Annotated in this window: 16 protein-coding genes; 9 read left to right on the forward strand and 7 right to left on the reverse strand. The window is 68.6% G+C overall.

What is annotated here, in order from left to right; translation table 11 throughout:
* Positions 1-5: 5 nt before the first annotated feature.
* The 3 genes from ACWDUN_RS17385 to mmsB are packed head-to-tail and all read left to right on the forward strand — an operon-like array spanning position 6 to position 3,589.
* Positions 6-1,526: a CoA-acylating methylmalonate-semialdehyde dehydrogenase gene (locus ACWDUN_RS17385; protein ID WP_449930753.1), complete on the forward strand. Its 1,521-nt coding sequence runs from the start codon at positions 6-8 to the stop codon at positions 1,524-1,526.
* A gap of 7 nt (positions 1,527-1,533) precedes the next feature.
* Positions 1,534-2,694, forward strand: coding sequence for an acyl-CoA dehydrogenase family protein (locus ACWDUN_RS17390; RefSeq protein ID WP_449930755.1), 1,161 nt, complete (start codon positions 1,534-1,536; stop codon positions 2,692-2,694).
* Positions 2,600-3,589 (forward strand): 3-hydroxyisobutyrate dehydrogenase, encoded by a 990-nt coding sequence (gene mmsB, locus ACWDUN_RS17395; protein WP_449931143.1) that lies wholly within the window; start codon positions 2,600-2,602, stop codon positions 3,587-3,589. The genes ACWDUN_RS17390 and mmsB overlap by 95 nt, the downstream gene beginning before the upstream one ends.
* 3 nt (positions 3,590-3,592) lie before the next feature.
* Here mmsB and ACWDUN_RS17400 read toward each other — a convergent pair whose 3' ends face one another.
* On the reverse strand, positions 3,593-4,429 hold the full coding sequence (locus ACWDUN_RS17400; RefSeq protein WP_449930757.1) for an HAD family hydrolase: 837 nt from the start codon (positions 4,427-4,429) through the stop codon (positions 3,593-3,595).
* Between the two features lie 105 nt (positions 4,430-4,534).
* On the opposite strand from ACWDUN_RS17400, the gene ACWDUN_RS17405 reads away from it, so the two are divergent.
* Together ACWDUN_RS17405 and ACWDUN_RS17410 are read left to right on the forward strand one after the other, a co-directional pair.
* Entirely contained in the window at positions 4,535-5,197 is a 663-nt protein-coding gene (locus tag ACWDUN_RS17405; RefSeq protein WP_449930759.1) for a response regulator, read from the forward strand.
* Positions 5,194-6,435, forward strand: coding sequence for a GAF domain-containing sensor histidine kinase (locus ACWDUN_RS17410; RefSeq protein ID WP_449930761.1), 1,242 nt, complete (start codon positions 5,194-5,196; stop codon positions 6,433-6,435). The genes ACWDUN_RS17405 and ACWDUN_RS17410 overlap by 4 nt, the downstream gene beginning before the upstream one ends.
* A 9-nt stretch (positions 6,436-6,444) precedes the next feature.
* Here the strand turns inward: ACWDUN_RS17410 and ACWDUN_RS17415 are convergent, their stop codons facing one another.
* The 3 genes from ACWDUN_RS17415 to ACWDUN_RS17425 form a co-directional block, all read right to left on the reverse strand.
* Positions 6,445-6,948, reverse strand: a complete 504-nt coding sequence (locus ACWDUN_RS17415; protein WP_449930763.1) for a MarR family winged helix-turn-helix transcriptional regulator — start codon at positions 6,946-6,948, stop codon at positions 6,445-6,447.
* An 85-nt stretch (positions 6,949-7,033) separates the two neighbouring features.
* On the reverse strand, positions 7,034-7,744 hold the full coding sequence (locus ACWDUN_RS17420; RefSeq protein WP_449930765.1) for an anti-sigma factor family protein: 711 nt from the start codon (positions 7,742-7,744) through the stop codon (positions 7,034-7,036).
* The gene (locus tag ACWDUN_RS17425; RefSeq protein ID WP_449930767.1) at positions 7,741-8,262 is read right to left on the reverse strand and encodes a sigma-70 family RNA polymerase sigma factor; all 522 of its coding nucleotides are present in this window, start codon (positions 8,260-8,262) and stop codon (positions 7,741-7,743) included. The genes ACWDUN_RS17420 and ACWDUN_RS17425 overlap by 4 nt, the downstream gene beginning before the upstream one ends.
* A 167-nt stretch (positions 8,263-8,429) precedes the next feature.
* On the opposite strand from ACWDUN_RS17425, the gene ACWDUN_RS17430 reads away from it, so the two are divergent.
* The 3 genes from ACWDUN_RS17430 to ACWDUN_RS17440 are packed head-to-tail and all read left to right on the forward strand — an operon-like array spanning position 8,430 to position 11,497.
* Positions 8,430-9,245 carry an alpha/beta fold hydrolase gene (locus ACWDUN_RS17430; RefSeq protein WP_449930769.1) on the forward strand — a complete coding sequence of 272 codons (816 nt, stop codon included), beginning with the start codon at positions 8,430-8,432 and terminating at the stop codon, positions 9,243-9,245.
* A gap of 28 nt (positions 9,246-9,273) precedes the next feature.
* Entirely contained in the window at positions 9,274-10,827 is a 1,554-nt protein-coding gene (locus ACWDUN_RS17435) for a GMC family oxidoreductase (RefSeq protein ID WP_449930771.1), read from the forward strand.
* A gap of 10 nt (positions 10,828-10,837) precedes the next feature.
* Positions 10,838-11,497: a GntR family transcriptional regulator gene (locus ACWDUN_RS17440; protein WP_449930773.1), complete on the forward strand. Its 660-nt coding sequence runs from the start codon at positions 10,838-10,840 to the stop codon at positions 11,495-11,497.
* A gap of 3 nt (positions 11,498-11,500) precedes the next feature.
* On the opposite strand, the gene map is transcribed toward ACWDUN_RS17440, so the two are convergent.
* The 3 genes from map to secY are packed head-to-tail and all read right to left on the reverse strand — an operon-like array spanning position 11,501 to position 14,191.
* The gene (gene map / locus ACWDUN_RS17445) at positions 11,501-12,295 is read right to left on the reverse strand and encodes a type I methionyl aminopeptidase (RefSeq protein WP_449930775.1); all 795 of its coding nucleotides are present in this window, start codon (positions 12,293-12,295) and stop codon (positions 11,501-11,503) included.
* A gap of 5 nt (positions 12,296-12,300) precedes the next feature.
* Complete coding sequence (locus tag ACWDUN_RS17450) at positions 12,301-12,846, reverse strand: adenylate kinase (protein WP_449930777.1); 546 nt, start codon at positions 12,844-12,846, stop codon at positions 12,301-12,303.
* A gap of 16 nt (positions 12,847-12,862) precedes the next feature.
* The gene (gene secY / locus ACWDUN_RS17455) at positions 12,863-14,191 is read right to left on the reverse strand and encodes a preprotein translocase subunit SecY (protein ID WP_449930779.1); all 1,329 of its coding nucleotides are present in this window, start codon (positions 14,189-14,191) and stop codon (positions 12,863-12,865) included.
* 279 nt (positions 14,192-14,470) lie between these two features.
* Between secY and ACWDUN_RS17460 the strand changes: the two genes are divergently transcribed.
* Positions 14,471-15,394, forward strand: a complete 924-nt coding sequence (locus tag ACWDUN_RS17460) for a class I SAM-dependent methyltransferase (protein ID WP_449930780.1) — start codon at positions 14,471-14,473, stop codon at positions 15,392-15,394.
* Position 15,395: the final 1 nt, after the last annotated feature.

Genomic DNA, 15,395 nt, shown 5'->3' on the forward strand with positions numbered 1-15,395 from the left:
ATGTCATGACCTCTCAGATTCAGCATTTCATCGACGGTAAGCGCAGCGACCTCGCCTCCACCCGCACCGCCGATGTGCTCAACCCCAGCACCGGCGAGGTCCAGGCACAGGTCCTGCTGGCCAGCAAGGCCGATGTGGACACCGCGGTCGCCTCGGCCGTGCAGGCCCAACGCGAATGGGCCGCCTGGAACCCGCAGCGTCGCGCGCGGGTGATGATGAAGTTCATCGAACTGGTCAACGCCAACGTCGACGAACTGGCCGAATTGTTATCCCTGGAGCACGGCAAGACCGTCGCCGATTCCAAGGGCGACATCCAGCGCGGTATCGAGGTCATCGAATTCGCGATCGGCATCCCGCATCTGCTCAAGGGCGAGTTCACCGAGGGCGCCGGTGGCGGTATCGACGTCTACTCCATCCGCCAGCCGCTCGGCGTCGTCGCCGGGATCACCCCGTTCAACTTCCCCGCCATGATCCCGCTGTGGAAGGCCGGCCCCGCGCTGGCCTGCGGTAACGCCTTCATCCTCAAGCCCTCCGAGCGTGACCCCTCGGTGCCGGTGCGCCTGGCCGAGCTGTTCCTCGAAGCCGGACTGCCCGCAGGCGTGTTCCAGGTCGTGCACGGCGACAAGGAGGCCGTCGACGCCATCCTGACCCACCCCGACATCCAGGCCGTCGGCTTCGTCGGCTCCTCGGATATCGCGCAGTACATCTACTCCACGGCCGCGGCCAACGGGAAGCGCAGCCAGTGCTTCGGCGGCGCCAAGAACCACATGATCGTGATGCCCGACGCCGACCTCGACCAGGCCGTCGACGCCCTGATCGGCGCCGGCTACGGCAGCGCCGGTGAGCGCTGCATGGCCATCAGCGTGGCGGTCCCGGTCGGCGAGGAAACTGCCAACAGGCTCCGAAATCGACTGGTGGAACGCGTCAACCAGCTGCGGGTGGGCCACAGCCTGGACCCCAAGGCCGATTACGGGCCACTGGTCACCGGCGCGGCGCTGGAGCGGGTGCGCGACTACATCGGCCAGGGCGTGGAGGCCGGGGCCGAGCTGGTGGTCGACGGCCGCGAGCGCGCCACCGACGAGTTGAGCTTCGACGATCAGGACCTGTCGAAGGGGTTCTTCATCGGCCCCACCCTGTTCGACCATGTCACCACCGACATGTCGATCTACACCGACGAGATCTTCGGACCGGTGCTGTGCATCGTGCGCGCCGCCGATTACGAAGAGGCGCTGAGCCTGCCGACCAAGCACGAGTACGGCAACGGTGTCGCGATCTTCACCCGCGATGGTGACGCCGCCCGTGATTTCGTCTCCCGCGTGCAGGTCGGCATGGTGGGCGTCAACGTGCCGATCCCGGTGCCGGTGGCGTATCACACCTTCGGCGGCTGGAAGCGTTCGGGATTCGGCGATCTCAACCAGCACGGCCCGGCGTCGATCCAGTTCTACACGAAGGTCAAGACGGTCACCGAGCGCTGGCCGTCGGGCATCAAGGATGGCGCCGAGTTCGTCATCCCGACGATGCAGTAGCGCCGCCATGTTCGAACTCGACGACGACGAACGCGTGATCGCCGAGACGGCGTCCGCGTTCGCCGCCAAACGTCTTGCCCCCCTTGCCCTGGAATGGGACGAGACCAAGCACTTCCCCACCGATGTGCTGCGCGAGGCCGCCGAGCTGGGCATGGCGGCGATCTACTGCGGCGAGGATGTCGGCGGCAGCGGGCTGCGTCGCATCGACGCCGTACGGATCTTCGAGGAACTGGCGGCCGCCGACCCGGCGCTGGCCTCGTTCATCTCCATCCACAACATGTGCGCGTGGATGGTGGACACCTACGGCAACCGGGAACAACGCAAGACCTGGGTGCCCAAGCTCGCCACCATGGAGACCATCGCCAGCTACTGCCTGACCGAGCCGGGCGCCGGTTCGGACGCCTCGGCGTTGCGCACCAAGGCGGTGCGCGACGGCGACGAGTGGGTGCTCGACGGCGTCAAGCAGTTCATCTCCGGTGCCGGGGTGTCCGACATCTACCTGATCATGGCGCGCACCGGCGCCGAGGGACCGAAGGGCATCTCGGCTTTCCTCGTCGAGAAGGGCACGCCGGGACTGAGTTTCGGCGCCAACGAAGCCAAGATGGGCTGGAACACCCAACCCACCGCGCAGGTCATCATGGAGCAGGTGCGGGTTCCGGCCGACGCGCTGCTCGGCGGGCCCGAAGGTGAGGGCGCCGGCTTCGGCATCGCGATGAACGGGCTCAACGGGGGCCGCATCAACATCGCGGCCTGCTCGCTGGGCGGCGCGCGTACCGCGCACGAGAAGGCGGCCGGCTACGTGCGTGACCGGCAGGCCTTCGGTGGCGCGCTGATCGACGAGCCCACCATCCGGTTCGCCCTGGCCGATATGGCCACCGCCCTGGAGACGTCACGGATCATGTTGTGGCGGGCGGCATCCGCGCTCGACGCCGGCGCCCCGAACAAGGTCGAGCTGTGCGCGATGGCCAAGCGTTACGTCACCGACTCGTGTTTCGAGGTGGCCGATTCCGCCCTGCAGCTGCACGGCGGTTACGGCTATCTCAAGGAGTACGGGCTGGAGAAGATCGTCCGGGATCTGCGGGTACACCGAATCCTGGAGGGCACCAACGAAATCATGCGGGTGGTCATCGGCCGGGCGGAAGCCGCGCGGGCCCGGGCCGCCGGTTAGAAAGGGTGAGGCACTGAAGATGAGCACCGTCGCTTTCCTGGGGCTGGGCAACATGGGCGGACCGATGGCCGCCAACCTGGTGACCGGTGGACACACCGTGCACGGTTTCGACCCGGTCGCCGACCTGCGCGATGCCGCAGCGGCCAACGGCATCACCACCTTCGACACCGGAGCGGCAGCCGTCGCCGAGGCCGATGTGGTGATCACCTCGCTGCCCAACGGCGACATCGTCAAGGCCGTCTACGCCGAGGTACTCCCGGCCGCGAAGTCCGGTGCGCTGTTCATCGACACCTCGACGATCTCGGTCGACGACGCCCGCGAAATCCACCGCCGGGCGCTCGATGCCGGGTTCGCCCAGCTCGACGCCCCGGTTTCCGGCGGTATCAAGGGTGCGGCGGCGGGCACGCTGGCCTTCATGGTGGGCGGCGAGGAGGACGCCTTCGCCACGGCGCAACCCGTCCTGAATCCGATGGCGGGCAAGATCATCCACTGCGGCGGCGCCGGCGCCGGGCAGGCCGCGAAGGTGTGCAACAACATGGTGCTGGCGGTGCAGCAGATCGCCATCGGCGAGGCGTTCGTGCTGGCCGAGAAGCTCGGACTGGACAAGCAGAAGCTGTTCGACGTGATCACCGGGGCGACCGGGAACTGCTGGGCCGTGAGCACCAATTGCCCGGTGCCCGGGCCGGTTCCGACCTCACCGGCCAACAACGATTTCAAGCCCGGCTTCGCGACCGCGCTGATGAACAAGGACCTCGGTCTGGCGATGGCCGCGGTCGAATCCACCGGATCGAACGCACCGCTGGGCAGCCACGCCGCCCAGATCTACGCCGACTTCGCCAAGGAACACGCCGGCAAGGATTTCAGCGCCATCATCGAGCAGCTGCGCCAGGGGTAGCGCTCACGCGGCCGACGATTCGCCGCTGCGCGGCGCCGTACCCGGGGTGTGCGCATCCCACCACTGGGTGTGCAGCCGCCGGCACTGCGACAATCGCAACGCATCGGTGGGGCCGGCGTAATCGGTGCGCACCGCCGCCGCCGGACGCGGGCCGGACTGTTCGGCATCGGCGTCGATGAGGACGGTGGCCAGGCCGACGGCGTTGGCGGCACGCAGACCGCGCGCCGACCCGACCACGGCCAGCACCTCGTGCGGTGCGACGCCCAACTCGGCCAGCGCGTGCCGGAACAGGGCGGGCCCGGTGAGCGGCACCCCGATATCGTCGGCGGTCACCACCGCCTCCACCAGTCCGGCCCCGACGAGTTGATGCACCAGTGGCTGGGCCCACCGTCGCCGCCCGTCGGTGACGACGCTGATCGGCACGTCGGCGACGAAGGCGTCGGTCACCAGGTCGGCAAGACCGGCGCGCGGCGGCAGTCCGGCGTCCAGGATCATCTCGTCGAACATCATGTCCTTGGTCGCGCAGATCTCGTCGACCAGCAACTCGACCAGCACATCGCATTCGGTGCCGACACAGTGCTTGCGCAGTTCGGCGGCCACCCGCAGCCGCTCGTCCGGCAGTGCCAGCAGGCGGCGGTACCGCTGTTCACTCCAGTGCAGCGGCAGGTTCAGCGCGGCGAAGGCGGCGTTGAACACCGCGCGGTAGCCGTCGAAGCGCAGGTCGGCCAGCGCGTCGAGGTCGAAGATCACCGCACGCAGCGGATCGGTGTCAGGGAACCAGTACTGGGCCGTCGCTGCGCTCGGCTCGGTACACCCGGTCTTCTCGTCTGTCGCGGTCACCGGACAAGAGTGGCCCAGCTCACATTCGCGGCGCGTCCCCCGGAAGGGGGATTGGGCAGGCCAAGTTGGGCCGTGGCGTCCTCCGGCGGCTCTATGGTTGACGCCATGGCGCCGTCGGAACCGATGCGCCTTGTGCTGGTCGACGACCACGAGATGGTCATCGAGGGTCTCAAGGTGATGCTCACCGCGTTCGCGGACCGGGTCGAGGTGGTCGGCCAGGCCGTCGGCGCCGAGCGCGCCCTCGACGTCGTCGCCGACCTCGATCCCGACATCGTGCTGTGCGATGTGCGAATGCAGGGCCTGTCCGGGCTGGACCTGTGCCTGGCGCTGCGGGAACGCGATCCCGACCGCAAGGTCGTCATGCTGTCGGTCTACGAGGATGAGCAGTACCTGTTCCAGGCGCTGCGGGTGGGCGCCTCGGGCTACCTGCTCAAGAGCATCAGCAGCGACGAACTGGTCCGCCAGCTGGAACTGGCCCACCGAGGCCAGACCGCGATCGACCCGGGGATGGCCGCGCGCGCGGCCGATACCGCGGCCCGGTTGCAGCGCGACGAGTTCTGGCCCGGCGCCCGGCAGGGCCTGACCCAGCGGGAGAGCGAGATCCTGTCCTACGTGGTCAGCGGGCTGTCCAACCGTGGTATCGCCACCAAGCTGGTGATCGGTGATGAGACGGTCAAGACCCACCTGAGCTCCATCTACCGCAAGCTCGGCGTCAGCGACCGCACCGGCGCGGTGGCCACTGCGCTGCGCGAGGGCATCTACCAGTGACCGGCACCGCAGATCCCCCGGGACGCTCGGCCCCCACCCACCGCACGGTGTTGACCGCCGACCGCGAACTGGCGCTGTTGCGTGAGCTGATCGAGGCGACCTCCCGGGGGCCCGGTGTGGAGCCGCTGGCCGCGGCGGCCGCCCGGATGATCACCGATGCCACCGCCACCGACGTGTGTTTCGTGCACGTGCTCGACGACACCGAACGGTCGCTGACGCTGACCGGGGCGACGCCGCCCTTCGACAGTCAGGTCGGCAAGATCCGGCTGCCGCTGGGGCAGGGCATCTCCGGCTGGGTCGCCAGCAACCGCGAGCCGGTCGTCATCGAACACGACAAGGAGTCCGATCCCCGGTATCTGCCGTTCGAGTCGCTGCGCGGATCGGATTTCACCTCGATGGTGTCGGTGCCGATGCAGACCGATCCCGGCGGGCTGGTCGGGGTGCTCAACGTGCACACGGTGCGCCGTCGCGAGTTCACCGACCGCGATGTGGAACTGCTGCTGGTGATCGGGCGGCTGATCGCCGGGGCGCTGCACCAGGCCCGGCTGCACCGGCAGCTGGTGGCGCGCGAGCGGGCGCACGAGAACTTCGTCGAGCAGGTCATCGAGGCGCAGGAGCTGGAGCGCCGCCGACTGGCAGGCGATATCCACGACGGCATCTCGCAACGGTTGGTCACGCTGTCCTACTGGCTGGACGCGGCCAGCCGGGCGGTGGCCGCCGATCCCGCGGCCGCCGGTGATCAGCTGGGCAAGGCACGCGAGCTCGTGGACCTGACGCTGCAGGAGGCCCGCGCCGCGATCAGCGGGTTACGTCCGCCGGTGCTCGACGATCTCGGGTTGGCCGGCGGGCTGGCCAGCCTGGCCCGCTCCATCCCGCAGCTGGACCTGGAGGTCGAGCTGGCCGAGCAGCGGTTGCCCGACCACATCGAACTGGCGTTGTACCGGATCGCCCAGGAATGCCTGCAGAACGTCGTCAAACACGCCCAGGCCACCCGGGCCAAGCTCACCTTCAGCACCACCGCTGAGGCGGCGCGGCTCGAAATCACCGACGACGGAATAGGTTTCGACACTCTGGAACACCCGCTGGGCGGCGACGACATGGGTGGGTACGGCCTGCTGTCGATGGCCGAACGCGCCGAGATCGTGGGTGGGCGGCTGCACATCCGGTCCCGGCCGGGGTCGGGAACCACGGTCACCGCGAGTATTCCGCTGCCCAATTGCGCCGACACCACGGCCTGACCGCGGGCGTCAGAAGTCCCCGGAGTGCCTGCGCAGCGTCTCGATCGCGGCGGCCAGCGCGCGGGACTCGCTGTCGGAGATGCCGATATCGGCGAACACGTCCTTGTTGAGCGTCTCGGTGGCGTCCTCGACGGTCGACCGGCCGAGATCGGTCAACCGCACCAACGTGGTGCGGCCGTCGGTCGGGTGCGGCAACCGCTCGACCAGACCGTCGCTCTCCAGCCGCCGGATCGCGTGCGTGACGCTGGTGACGTGGACCTGCAGCCGGTCGGAGGCCTTGGTGATGGGCAGCTCCCCGTGGCTGCTGAAGGCCAACAGGCGCAGCAACTCGAACCGCGAGAAGCTCAGGTCGTAGGGGCGCAGCGCGGTCTCGACACGGGCCAGCAGAATCTGATGGGCCCGCATCACCGAGGTCACGGCGACCATCCCGTCGGCGACGTCACCCCACCCGGCACGCTCCCAGTTGTCGCGGGCCAGCGAGATCGGGTCACGTTTGCCGGGATGTAAGGGCATGTCTTTTCTTACCTTCTCACCGCGAGCAGACACAAAACTGCGCAATCGGGGCCGCAAATGTGCAGTTTTGTGTCTGCTCGGCGGGTCAGAGGCGCCGTTCCAGCAGCACCGTCCCGTCATCGGCCGAAACCAGTTGCACCGCGGCGATGTCACCATGCGGTATCGGGGTGTTACCGCTGGGCAGCGCGGTGGCACCGGACAGGCCCAGCCACGTCGCGACCTGGCTGCGGGTGCCGTCGCGGCCGACGACGACCATGCCCAGGTTCTGCGGCGGGGCATCGCGCCGGCCCCAGTCGCCATAGCTGCAGGCCATGTCGATGCGGGTGCCCCAGCTGTAGCCGGCCAGCGCGATGCTGGCGTTGATCGGGGTTTCGGACACCTTGCCCATCTCCATCATCGTCACCGGTGACGAACCTTGTTGCAGACCAAGGGTTTCCGGACGGATGACCACCACCAGCGCAACGGCGAGCAGGACCGCGGCCAGGCCGATCGCGGCGCCGGTCAGCCACCGCGACCGGCGGCGCCGCACCAGCAGCCGGGCGATCATCTCCTCGCGCAGCGCCGGCCGCAGCGGCGGTTCGCCGTCGAGCGATTCGACATCGGCGGGATCCAGCATGGCCAGCAGGACGGGGATACCGGTCAGCTCGCCGACGGCGGCACGGCAACGAGGGCAGCCTTCAAGGTGTGTCTCGAACTCGCGCCGTTCGTTCGGAGTCAGCGCGCCCAGCACGTAGCCGGCATCCCAGGTGGTGTAGCGGTCATCCGCACCCGAGGGGGGCGCCGCGGAATCGGTCATCGGGTCACCCCCATCTCCTGCAGATTGAGCCGCAACGCACGCACCGCGTAGTGCAATCGGGATTTCACGGTGCCCTCGGCGATGCCGAGTTCGGCGGCGATCTGCGCGGTGTTCCAGCCCTGGTAGTAAGCCCGCTGGATCACGGCGCGGTGATCGCGGGACAGCCCGGCCAGCGCGGTGCCGATCAACATGCGGTCCAACGCGGTGTCCACGTCGTCGCGGCCGGGGCCGGCATCATCGGCGAGGGCCTCCAGATCGGATGTGCCGGTTTCGTGGCGAGCACGCGCGCTGCGCCGTTCGTCGATGACGATGTTGCGGGCGACGGTGAACAACCACGCGCGGGCGGAACGCTCGGGATCGGCGCTGACCTCCGGATGTTTCCACGCGCGGACCAGCGTCTCCTGCACCACGTCCTCGGCGCGGGCAGCATCGCCGGTCAACCGCAGCGCATAGCGCCACAGTGGTCCGGCGTGCTCGTCGTACAGCGCCCGCATCATCGCGGCCTCCGGATCGTCCACTCCAACCTCCGCCCCGTGACACGACGTGGATGGTGGCCGAGTTCAACGTAGGAGATCCGGCCGCGTGCGGCGCCAAATCGCGTGACCGCTCGGCGTCGGGAACAAGATCGGGGCCCGAAGCGATATGCAATATATTGCATTTCTCAACCATCCCCCGAGAGGTCACCATGAACATCCGAGCCGGCATCATCTCCCTCACCGCCGCGGCAGCGGCGACAGCACTCGTCGCAGGCTGCACCGGCGCCGCCGCGCAACCGCCCGAGGGCCCGCCGCGCCCCACCGTGGTCCTGGTGCACGGCGCCTTCGCCGACTCCTCCAGTTGGAACGGCGTCGTCGATCGGCTCCAGGACGCCGGCTATCCGGTGATCGCCGCAGCCAATCCGTTGCGCGGACTACCCGGCGATGCCGCGTACGTGCGCAGCGTCCTGGATTACGTGGACGGACCGGTGGTGCTCGCCGGGCACTCCTACGGCGGATCGGTGATCAGCGAGGCCGCCGCCGGCGACACCGACGTCACGGCGCTGGTCTACATCGCGAGCTTCATCCTCGACACCGGGGAGAGCACGGCGGATCTGGCCGCGAAGTTCCCCGGCGCCGAACTCGGCCCAGCGCTGGACACGGTGCCCTATCCCCTGCCCGATGGCGCCGACGCCGACGAGCTCTACATCAAGCAGGACGAGTTCGCCGATGTCTTCGCCGCCGACGTGCCCGCCGATGTGGCCGCACTGATGGCCGCCACCCAACGACCCATCACCGCGGCGGCGCTCGCCGATCCGGCCACCAGGACGGCCTGGAAACAGATCCCGTCCTGGAACCTGATCACCACACAGGATCTGGCCATCCCGGCCGCATCGATGCGCTTCATGGGCGAGCGCGCCGACGCCCACAACGTCGAGATCGACGCCTCCCACGCCGTCACGGTCTCACGCCCCGACGCGGTGGCCGATCTGATCACCGCAGCCGCGGACGCGACGGCTCGCTGAACCCCCTCTACGACACGAAAGGCATGACATGTTCCAGTACGACTATGTCGTGGTCGGCGCCGGTTCGGCGGGCTGCGTCATCGCGTCCCGACTCACCGAGGATCCCGGCACCACCGTGCTACTGCTGGAGTCCGGACCGCCCGACACCCACCCCGCGATCGCCGAGCCGCCGGCGTGGCCGACGTTGTGGGGCAGCCCCGTCGACCACAGCTATGCCACGGTGCCGCAACCGGGCACCCAGGGCCTGGCGCACAACTGGCCGCGCGGAAACACCCTCGGCGGCAGCAGCAGCATCAACGCCATGGTCTTTCTGCGTGGCCACCCCGCCGACTTCGACCACTGGGCCGAATCCGGCTGTCGCGGTTGGGATCACGAATCGGTGCTGCCCTACTTCCGACGGATGGAGACGGTACCGGGAGGCCACACGTACCACCGTGGAACCGGCGGGCCCCTCACGCCCGCGCCGGTGGCCGGGGAGTCGGCCAACGTGTTGTCGCAGTTGTTCCTCGACGCCGCCGTGCAGGCGGGCTTCCCGCTGACCGACGACTTCAACGGCGCCAGCCCCGAGGGCGCCGGCTGGCATGACCTCTCGATCGCCGGCGGCAGCCGGCAGAGCACCGCGGCCGCCTACCTGCACCCGGTCCGGCACCGCCCGAACCTGACCGTCTCCACCTCGTCACGCGCGCAGCGGCTGCTGTTCGATGGAACACGGTGCATCGGTGTCGAATTCGTCACCGACGGACGATCGGTGACCGGCTACGCCCGTGCGGAGGTCATCCTCAGTGCCGGCGCGGTAGACACGCCGCGGCTGCTGCTGCTGTCCGGCGTCGGTCCGGCCGCCGAGCTGGAAGCTGCCGGCGTCACGGTCCGGCACGACCTACCCGGCGTCGGGCGCAACCTGCACGATCACCCGCTGTGCGGCGTCGTATACGAAGCGGCACAGCCGATTCCCGCCGGGAGGTCCAATCACGCCGAGACGTCCCTACTCTGGCGCAGCAGCGCCGAGCTACCCGGCCCGGACATGCAGTTGATGTTCATCCACGTCCCGTTTCACCCGCCGCATCTGGTGACGCCGCCGAACAGCTTCACCATCGGCGTCGCGGTCGTCCCCACGGCGCGCGGCAGCATCCGGCTGGCGGGCCCCGATCCGGCGACACCGCCGCTGATCGATCCGAACTATCTCGGTGCGGAGTCCGATGTGCGGCGGATGCTGCAGGGGGTGGCGGTGGCGCGGGAGCTCGCGGCGAGTACCGCCTTCGATGGATGGCGTGGCCGTGAGATCCTGCCCGGCCCCGATGTCACCGATGAGGCGGCGTTGCGGCAGCACCTCGCCCGCGCCACCGGTACCTACTACCACCCGGTGGGCAGCGCCGCGATGGGCACCGGTCCCGACGCGGTCGTCGACCCGGACCTCGCGGTGCACGGGCTGGAAGGTCTGCGGGTGGCGGACGCCTCGGTCATGCCGAGGGTCGTGTCGGTCAACACCAACGCGGCCACCATCATGATCGGCGAGAAGGCGGCGGATCTGATCCGGTACGGCCGCGGCACCGCCGACACCGGTGAGCGGCGGCGCCCGGCATAGGATCGCTGGCATGCCGGTACCGGGTGAACAGGGCAAACACAAGAGGTCGCTGCTGCGTGAGCAGGCCTACCTGTCACTGCGGGACGCCATCGTCAACGGCACGCTGGCACCCGGGGAGAAGCTGCGGGATCCCGAGCTGGAGCGCTGGCTCGGGATCAGCCGCACCCCGATCCGGGAGGCCATCGCCCGGCTGGAATCGGCCGGCCTGGTACAGACGATGCCGGGCCGGTCGACCGTCGTCTCGACCATCGAACGCAAGGCCGCGCTCGATGCGCAGGCCGTCGCGGCCGCGATGCACGCGCTGGCCGTCCGGCTCGCGGTGCCGCTGATGAGCGGCGATGACATCGCCGCCATGGTCGCGGCCAATGAACGGTTCGCCGAGGCGCTCACCGCCGGGGACGCGGCCGCGGCGATGCGCGCCGACGCCTGTTTCCACGATGTCGCGGTGCAGGCGAGTCAGAACCACGCCATCGAAGTGGCCCTCGAATCGGTGACGCCCGTGCTGAGAAGACTGGAGTATCAGCGGTTCTCGTCACTGTCGGGTCGCCAGTCCATCGATCAGCACGAGCGGATCATCGAGCTGTGCCGGCGGGGAGACGCAGACGGGGCGGCCGCGGCGGCCCAACAGAACTGGGAAACCCTCACCCTGCTCGACGACGCCGAGGACTGATCGCTACAGCGTCAGGATGCGCGGTCCGTCGTCGGTGACGGCGACGGTGTGTTCCCAGTGCGCGGCGCGGGAGCCGTCGGTGGTGACGACGGTCCAGTCGTCGTCGAGGATCTTGGTGTTGGCGGTGCCCAGGGTCAGCATCGGTTCGATCGCCAGCACGGATCCGACCTCCAGGTACGGTCCGCGGCCGGGTGATCCCTCATTGGGCAGGAACGGGTCCATGTGCATCTCGCGACCGATGGCGTGCCCGCCGTAGCCGGCCACGATGCCGTACCTGCGGTCATCGCGCGCCTCGGCGGCATGCGTGCCGGTCTCGATGGCGTGCGAGACGTCGGTCAACCGGTTGCCCGGGACCATCGCCGCGATGCCGGCCTCCATGGAGAAGCGGGTGGCCGCCGACAGCCTCTCGTCGGCCTCGATCAGTGTGCCGACGCCGAAGGTGACCGCCGAGTCACCGTGCCAGTCGTCGAGGATCGCACCGCAGTCGATGGACACCAGATCACCGTCGGCCAGGATTTCGGTGTCCGACGGGATGCCGTGCACCACCCGGTCGTTGACCGAGGCGCAGACCGTGGCCGGGAAGCCGTGGTAACCGAGGAAGGACGGGACCCCACCGCCGTCGCGGATCACCGATTCGGCGATGCGGTCCAGCTCACCGGTGGAGACACCGGGCGCGGCGGCCTGCTGCACGGCCCGCAGCGCCGCCGCGACCAGCGCGCCGGCCGCGGCCATGGCGTCCAGTTCACCCGGGCTGCGTCGGGGGACGACCTTGCGTCGCAGACCCGGAACGGAGATCACGGCAGTTACTTACCCAGGGCGGTCAGCGCCCGGGCGAACACCTCGTCGAGCGTGCCGACGGCGTCGACGGTCTTGAGTTCGTCGGCGTAGTAGTCCAGCAGCGGCGCGGTCTCGTCACGGTAGACCTTGAAGCGGTTGCGGATGACGTCCTCGGTGTCATCGGCGCGGCCGCGGCCCTTCAGCCGCGACACCAGCTCCTCTTCGGGGACGCGGAACTCGACGACGGCGTCGAGCTTCAGACCGCGCTTGGCCAGCATCTCCTTGAGCGCCTCGGCCTGCTCCACCGACCGCGGGAAGCCGTCGAGGATGAAGCCGGCGGCGGCGTCGTCGTGGTCGATGCGGTCGTCGACGAGCGCGTTGGTCAGCGTTGCCGGCACCAGGTCACCGGCGTCCAGGTACTTCTTTGCCTCCACACCGAGCGGCGTGCCATTGCTGATGTTGTGGCGGAACAGATCGCCGGTGGAGATCTGCGGGATGCCGAGCTGCGCAGCGAGCTTCTCCGCCTGGGTTCCTTTTCCGGCGCCGGGAGGACCGAGCAACACAATTCTCACTTGCAGAACCCTTCTCTCACTTCAAAAAGCCTTCGTAGTTGCGCTGCATCAGCTGGCTCTCGATCTGCTTCACGGTGTCCAGACCCACGCCGATCATGATCAGCACCGCGACACCGCCGAACGGCAGGTTCTGGAGGGTGGCACCGCCGCTGCCGGCCTGCAGGAACACATTGGGGAGCACGGCGATGGCACCCAGATAGATCGAGCCCGGCAGCGTGATCCGGCTCAGCACGTAGCGCAGGTAATCGGCGGTCGGCTTGCCCGGGCGGATACCGGGGATGAAACCGCCGAACTTCTTCATCTCGTCGGCGCGCTCTTCGGGGTTGAACGTGATCGACACATAGAAGTAGGTGAAGAAGACGATCAGGCCGAAGTAAACCGCGATATGCGTGACGCTGGTCGGGTTGGACAGGTGGTTGGCGACGAACGAACTCCACCACCCGGTGCCCGGGTTGGCCCGGCCGCTGTCGATGAGCTGGGTGATCAGCTGCGGGATGTAGATCAGCGAGGACGCGAAGATCACCGGGATGACGCCGGCCTGGTTGACCTTCAGCGGCAGGTAGGTCGAGGTGCCGCCGTACATGCGCCGGCCCACCATGCGCTTGGCGTACTGCACGGGGATGCGGCGCTGACCCTGCTCGACGAACACCACGCCGACCAGGATGGCCAGGGCGCCGATGCAGACGAAGGTGAACACCAGGCCGCCGCGGGCGTCCAGGATCATCTTGCCCTCGGACGGGATGCGGGCGGCGATGCCGGCGAAGATCAGCAGCGACATGCCGTTGCCGATGCCACGCTCGGTGACCAGCTCACCCATCCACATGACCAGCGCGGCACCGGCGGTCATGACCAGCACGATGACGACCAGGCCCCAGATCGAGGAGTCGTCGATGATCTCCAGCGAGCAGCCCTGCAGCAGGGCGCCGTTGGCGGCCATCGCCACGATGCTGGTGGCCTGCAGGATCGCCAGGGCGATCGACAGGTACCGGGTGTACTGCGTCATCTTGGCCTGGCCGGCCTGACCTTCTTTACGCAGCTGTTCGAAGCGTGGGATCACCACCGTGAGCAGCTGCACGATGATGCTGGCGGTGATGTAGGGCATGACGCCGACCGCGAAGATCGACAACTGCAGCAGCGCGCCACCGGAGAACAGGTTGATCAGCGAGTAGATCTGCGCCGAGTCACCGCCGCTGACCTGCTCGATGCACTGCTGCACGTTGGGGTAGTTGACCCCGGGCGACGGAACCGCCGCGCCGACGCGGTACAGCACGACCAACCCGAGGGTGAAAAGGATCTTCTTTCGAAGGTCGGCAGTCCGCAGCGACGAGATGAAAGCCGAAAGCACTCTTCCTCCTGCGCAGCCGGCTTCATGTACGCGGCGTGCCGATGGGGCTGGGTGGTACCAGCGTCTGGTTAAAGTCTCGCGCCGCCTACCAGCGGGTTCACCACGGGATCAGGGGCGCGTCAAACAGTCTACGAGAGTAACAGCTGTCCCCTGCACTGCCCTTATCGACAGTGCTGCCCTCACCGGGCGGTCAGCGCCACTCAGCGGGTACTCAGGTTGGGCACGTACAGTCGAACATGTTCGTTACATCGCCTAATTAAATTTGCAAGGAGCAAGGTCATGGCACGCACCGATGGAGATACCTGGGACCTGGCCTCCAGCGTGGGCGCCACCGCCACCATGGTGGCCGCGGCCCGCGCGATGGCCTCGGCGGCCCCTTCCCCCGTGATCGACGACCCGTTCGCCGCGCCCCTGGTGCGCGCGGTCGGCGTGGAGTTCTTCACCAAACTCGTCGACGGACAGATCGGCGAGGCCGAGCTCGGCGACGATCCGCAGATGAACATCGCCCGGTTCGCCAACGGCATGGCCGCGCGTACCCGCTTCTTCGACGACTTCTACGCCGACGCCGTGGGCGCCGGTGTCCGGCAGGCCGTCATCCTGGCCGCCGGTCTCGACGCCCGCGCCTACCGGCTCACCTGGCCGGCCGGCACCGTGGTGTTCGAGGTGGACCAGCCCGAGGTGATCGAGTTCAAGACCCGCACCCTGGCCGATCTCGGCGCCGAGCCGACCGCCGACCGCCGCACCGTGGCCGTCGATCTGCGCGACGACTGGGTCGCCGCATTGCGCGCGGCCGGTTTCGACCCGTCGGCCCCCACCGCGTGGATCGCCGAGGGCCTGTTCGGCTACCTGCCCCCGGAGGCGCAGGACCGCCTGCTGGAGGTCATCACCGAGAACAGCGCGCCCGGCAGCCGGATCGCCGCCGAGGCCGTGCCGGGCATCGCCGAGATCGACCAGGAGCAGGCCCGCGAGCGCATGCAGGCCGTCCGGGATCAGTGGGCCGACCACGGGTTCGATCTCGACTTCAGCGAGCTGGTCTATCTGGGTGACCGCACCGACGCCGCGACCCACCTGGTCGATCTCGGGTGGGACACCTCGGCCGTCCCGACCAACGGTCTGCTGGAACGGTACGGACTGCCTACGCTCGATCAGGATGCGCAGTTCGGTCAGCCGTCCTACATCACCGCGCTCAAGCAGAAGGGCTGAC

This window comes from Mycobacterium sp. NPDC003323 (genome assembly GCF_053589535.1).

Excerpts from the sequence above, each read along its gene's own strand:
- ACWDUN_RS17420 (WP_449930765.1), bottom strand. The coding sequence starts at position 7,744 with ATGACCGATTCCGCGGCGCCCCCCTCGGGTGCGGATGACCGCTACACC.
- ACWDUN_RS17460 (WP_449930780.1), top strand. The coding sequence starts at position 14,471 with ATGGCACGCACCGATGGAGATACCTGGGACCTGGCCTCCAGCGTGGGC.
- ACWDUN_RS17405 (WP_449930759.1), top strand. The coding sequence starts at position 4,535 with ATGGCGCCGTCGGAACCGATGCGCCTTGTGCTGGTCGACGACCACGAG.
- ACWDUN_RS17390 (WP_449930755.1), top strand. The coding sequence starts at position 1,534 with ATGTTCGAACTCGACGACGACGAACGCGTGATCGCCGAGACGGCGTCC.
- ACWDUN_RS17435 (WP_449930771.1), top strand. The coding sequence starts at position 9,274 with ATGTTCCAGTACGACTATGTCGTGGTCGGCGCCGGTTCGGCGGGCTGC.
- ACWDUN_RS17430 (WP_449930769.1), top strand. The coding sequence starts at position 8,430 with ATGAACATCCGAGCCGGCATCATCTCCCTCACCGCCGCGGCAGCGGCG.
- ACWDUN_RS17415 (WP_449930763.1), bottom strand. The coding sequence starts at position 6,948 with ATGCCCTTACATCCCGGCAAACGTGACCCGATCTCGCTGGCCCGCGAC.
- ACWDUN_RS17385 (WP_449930753.1), top strand. The coding sequence starts at position 6 with ATGACCTCTCAGATTCAGCATTTCATCGACGGTAAGCGCAGCGACCTC.
- ACWDUN_RS17440 (WP_449930773.1), top strand. The coding sequence starts at position 10,838 with ATGCCGGTACCGGGTGAACAGGGCAAACACAAGAGGTCGCTGCTGCGT.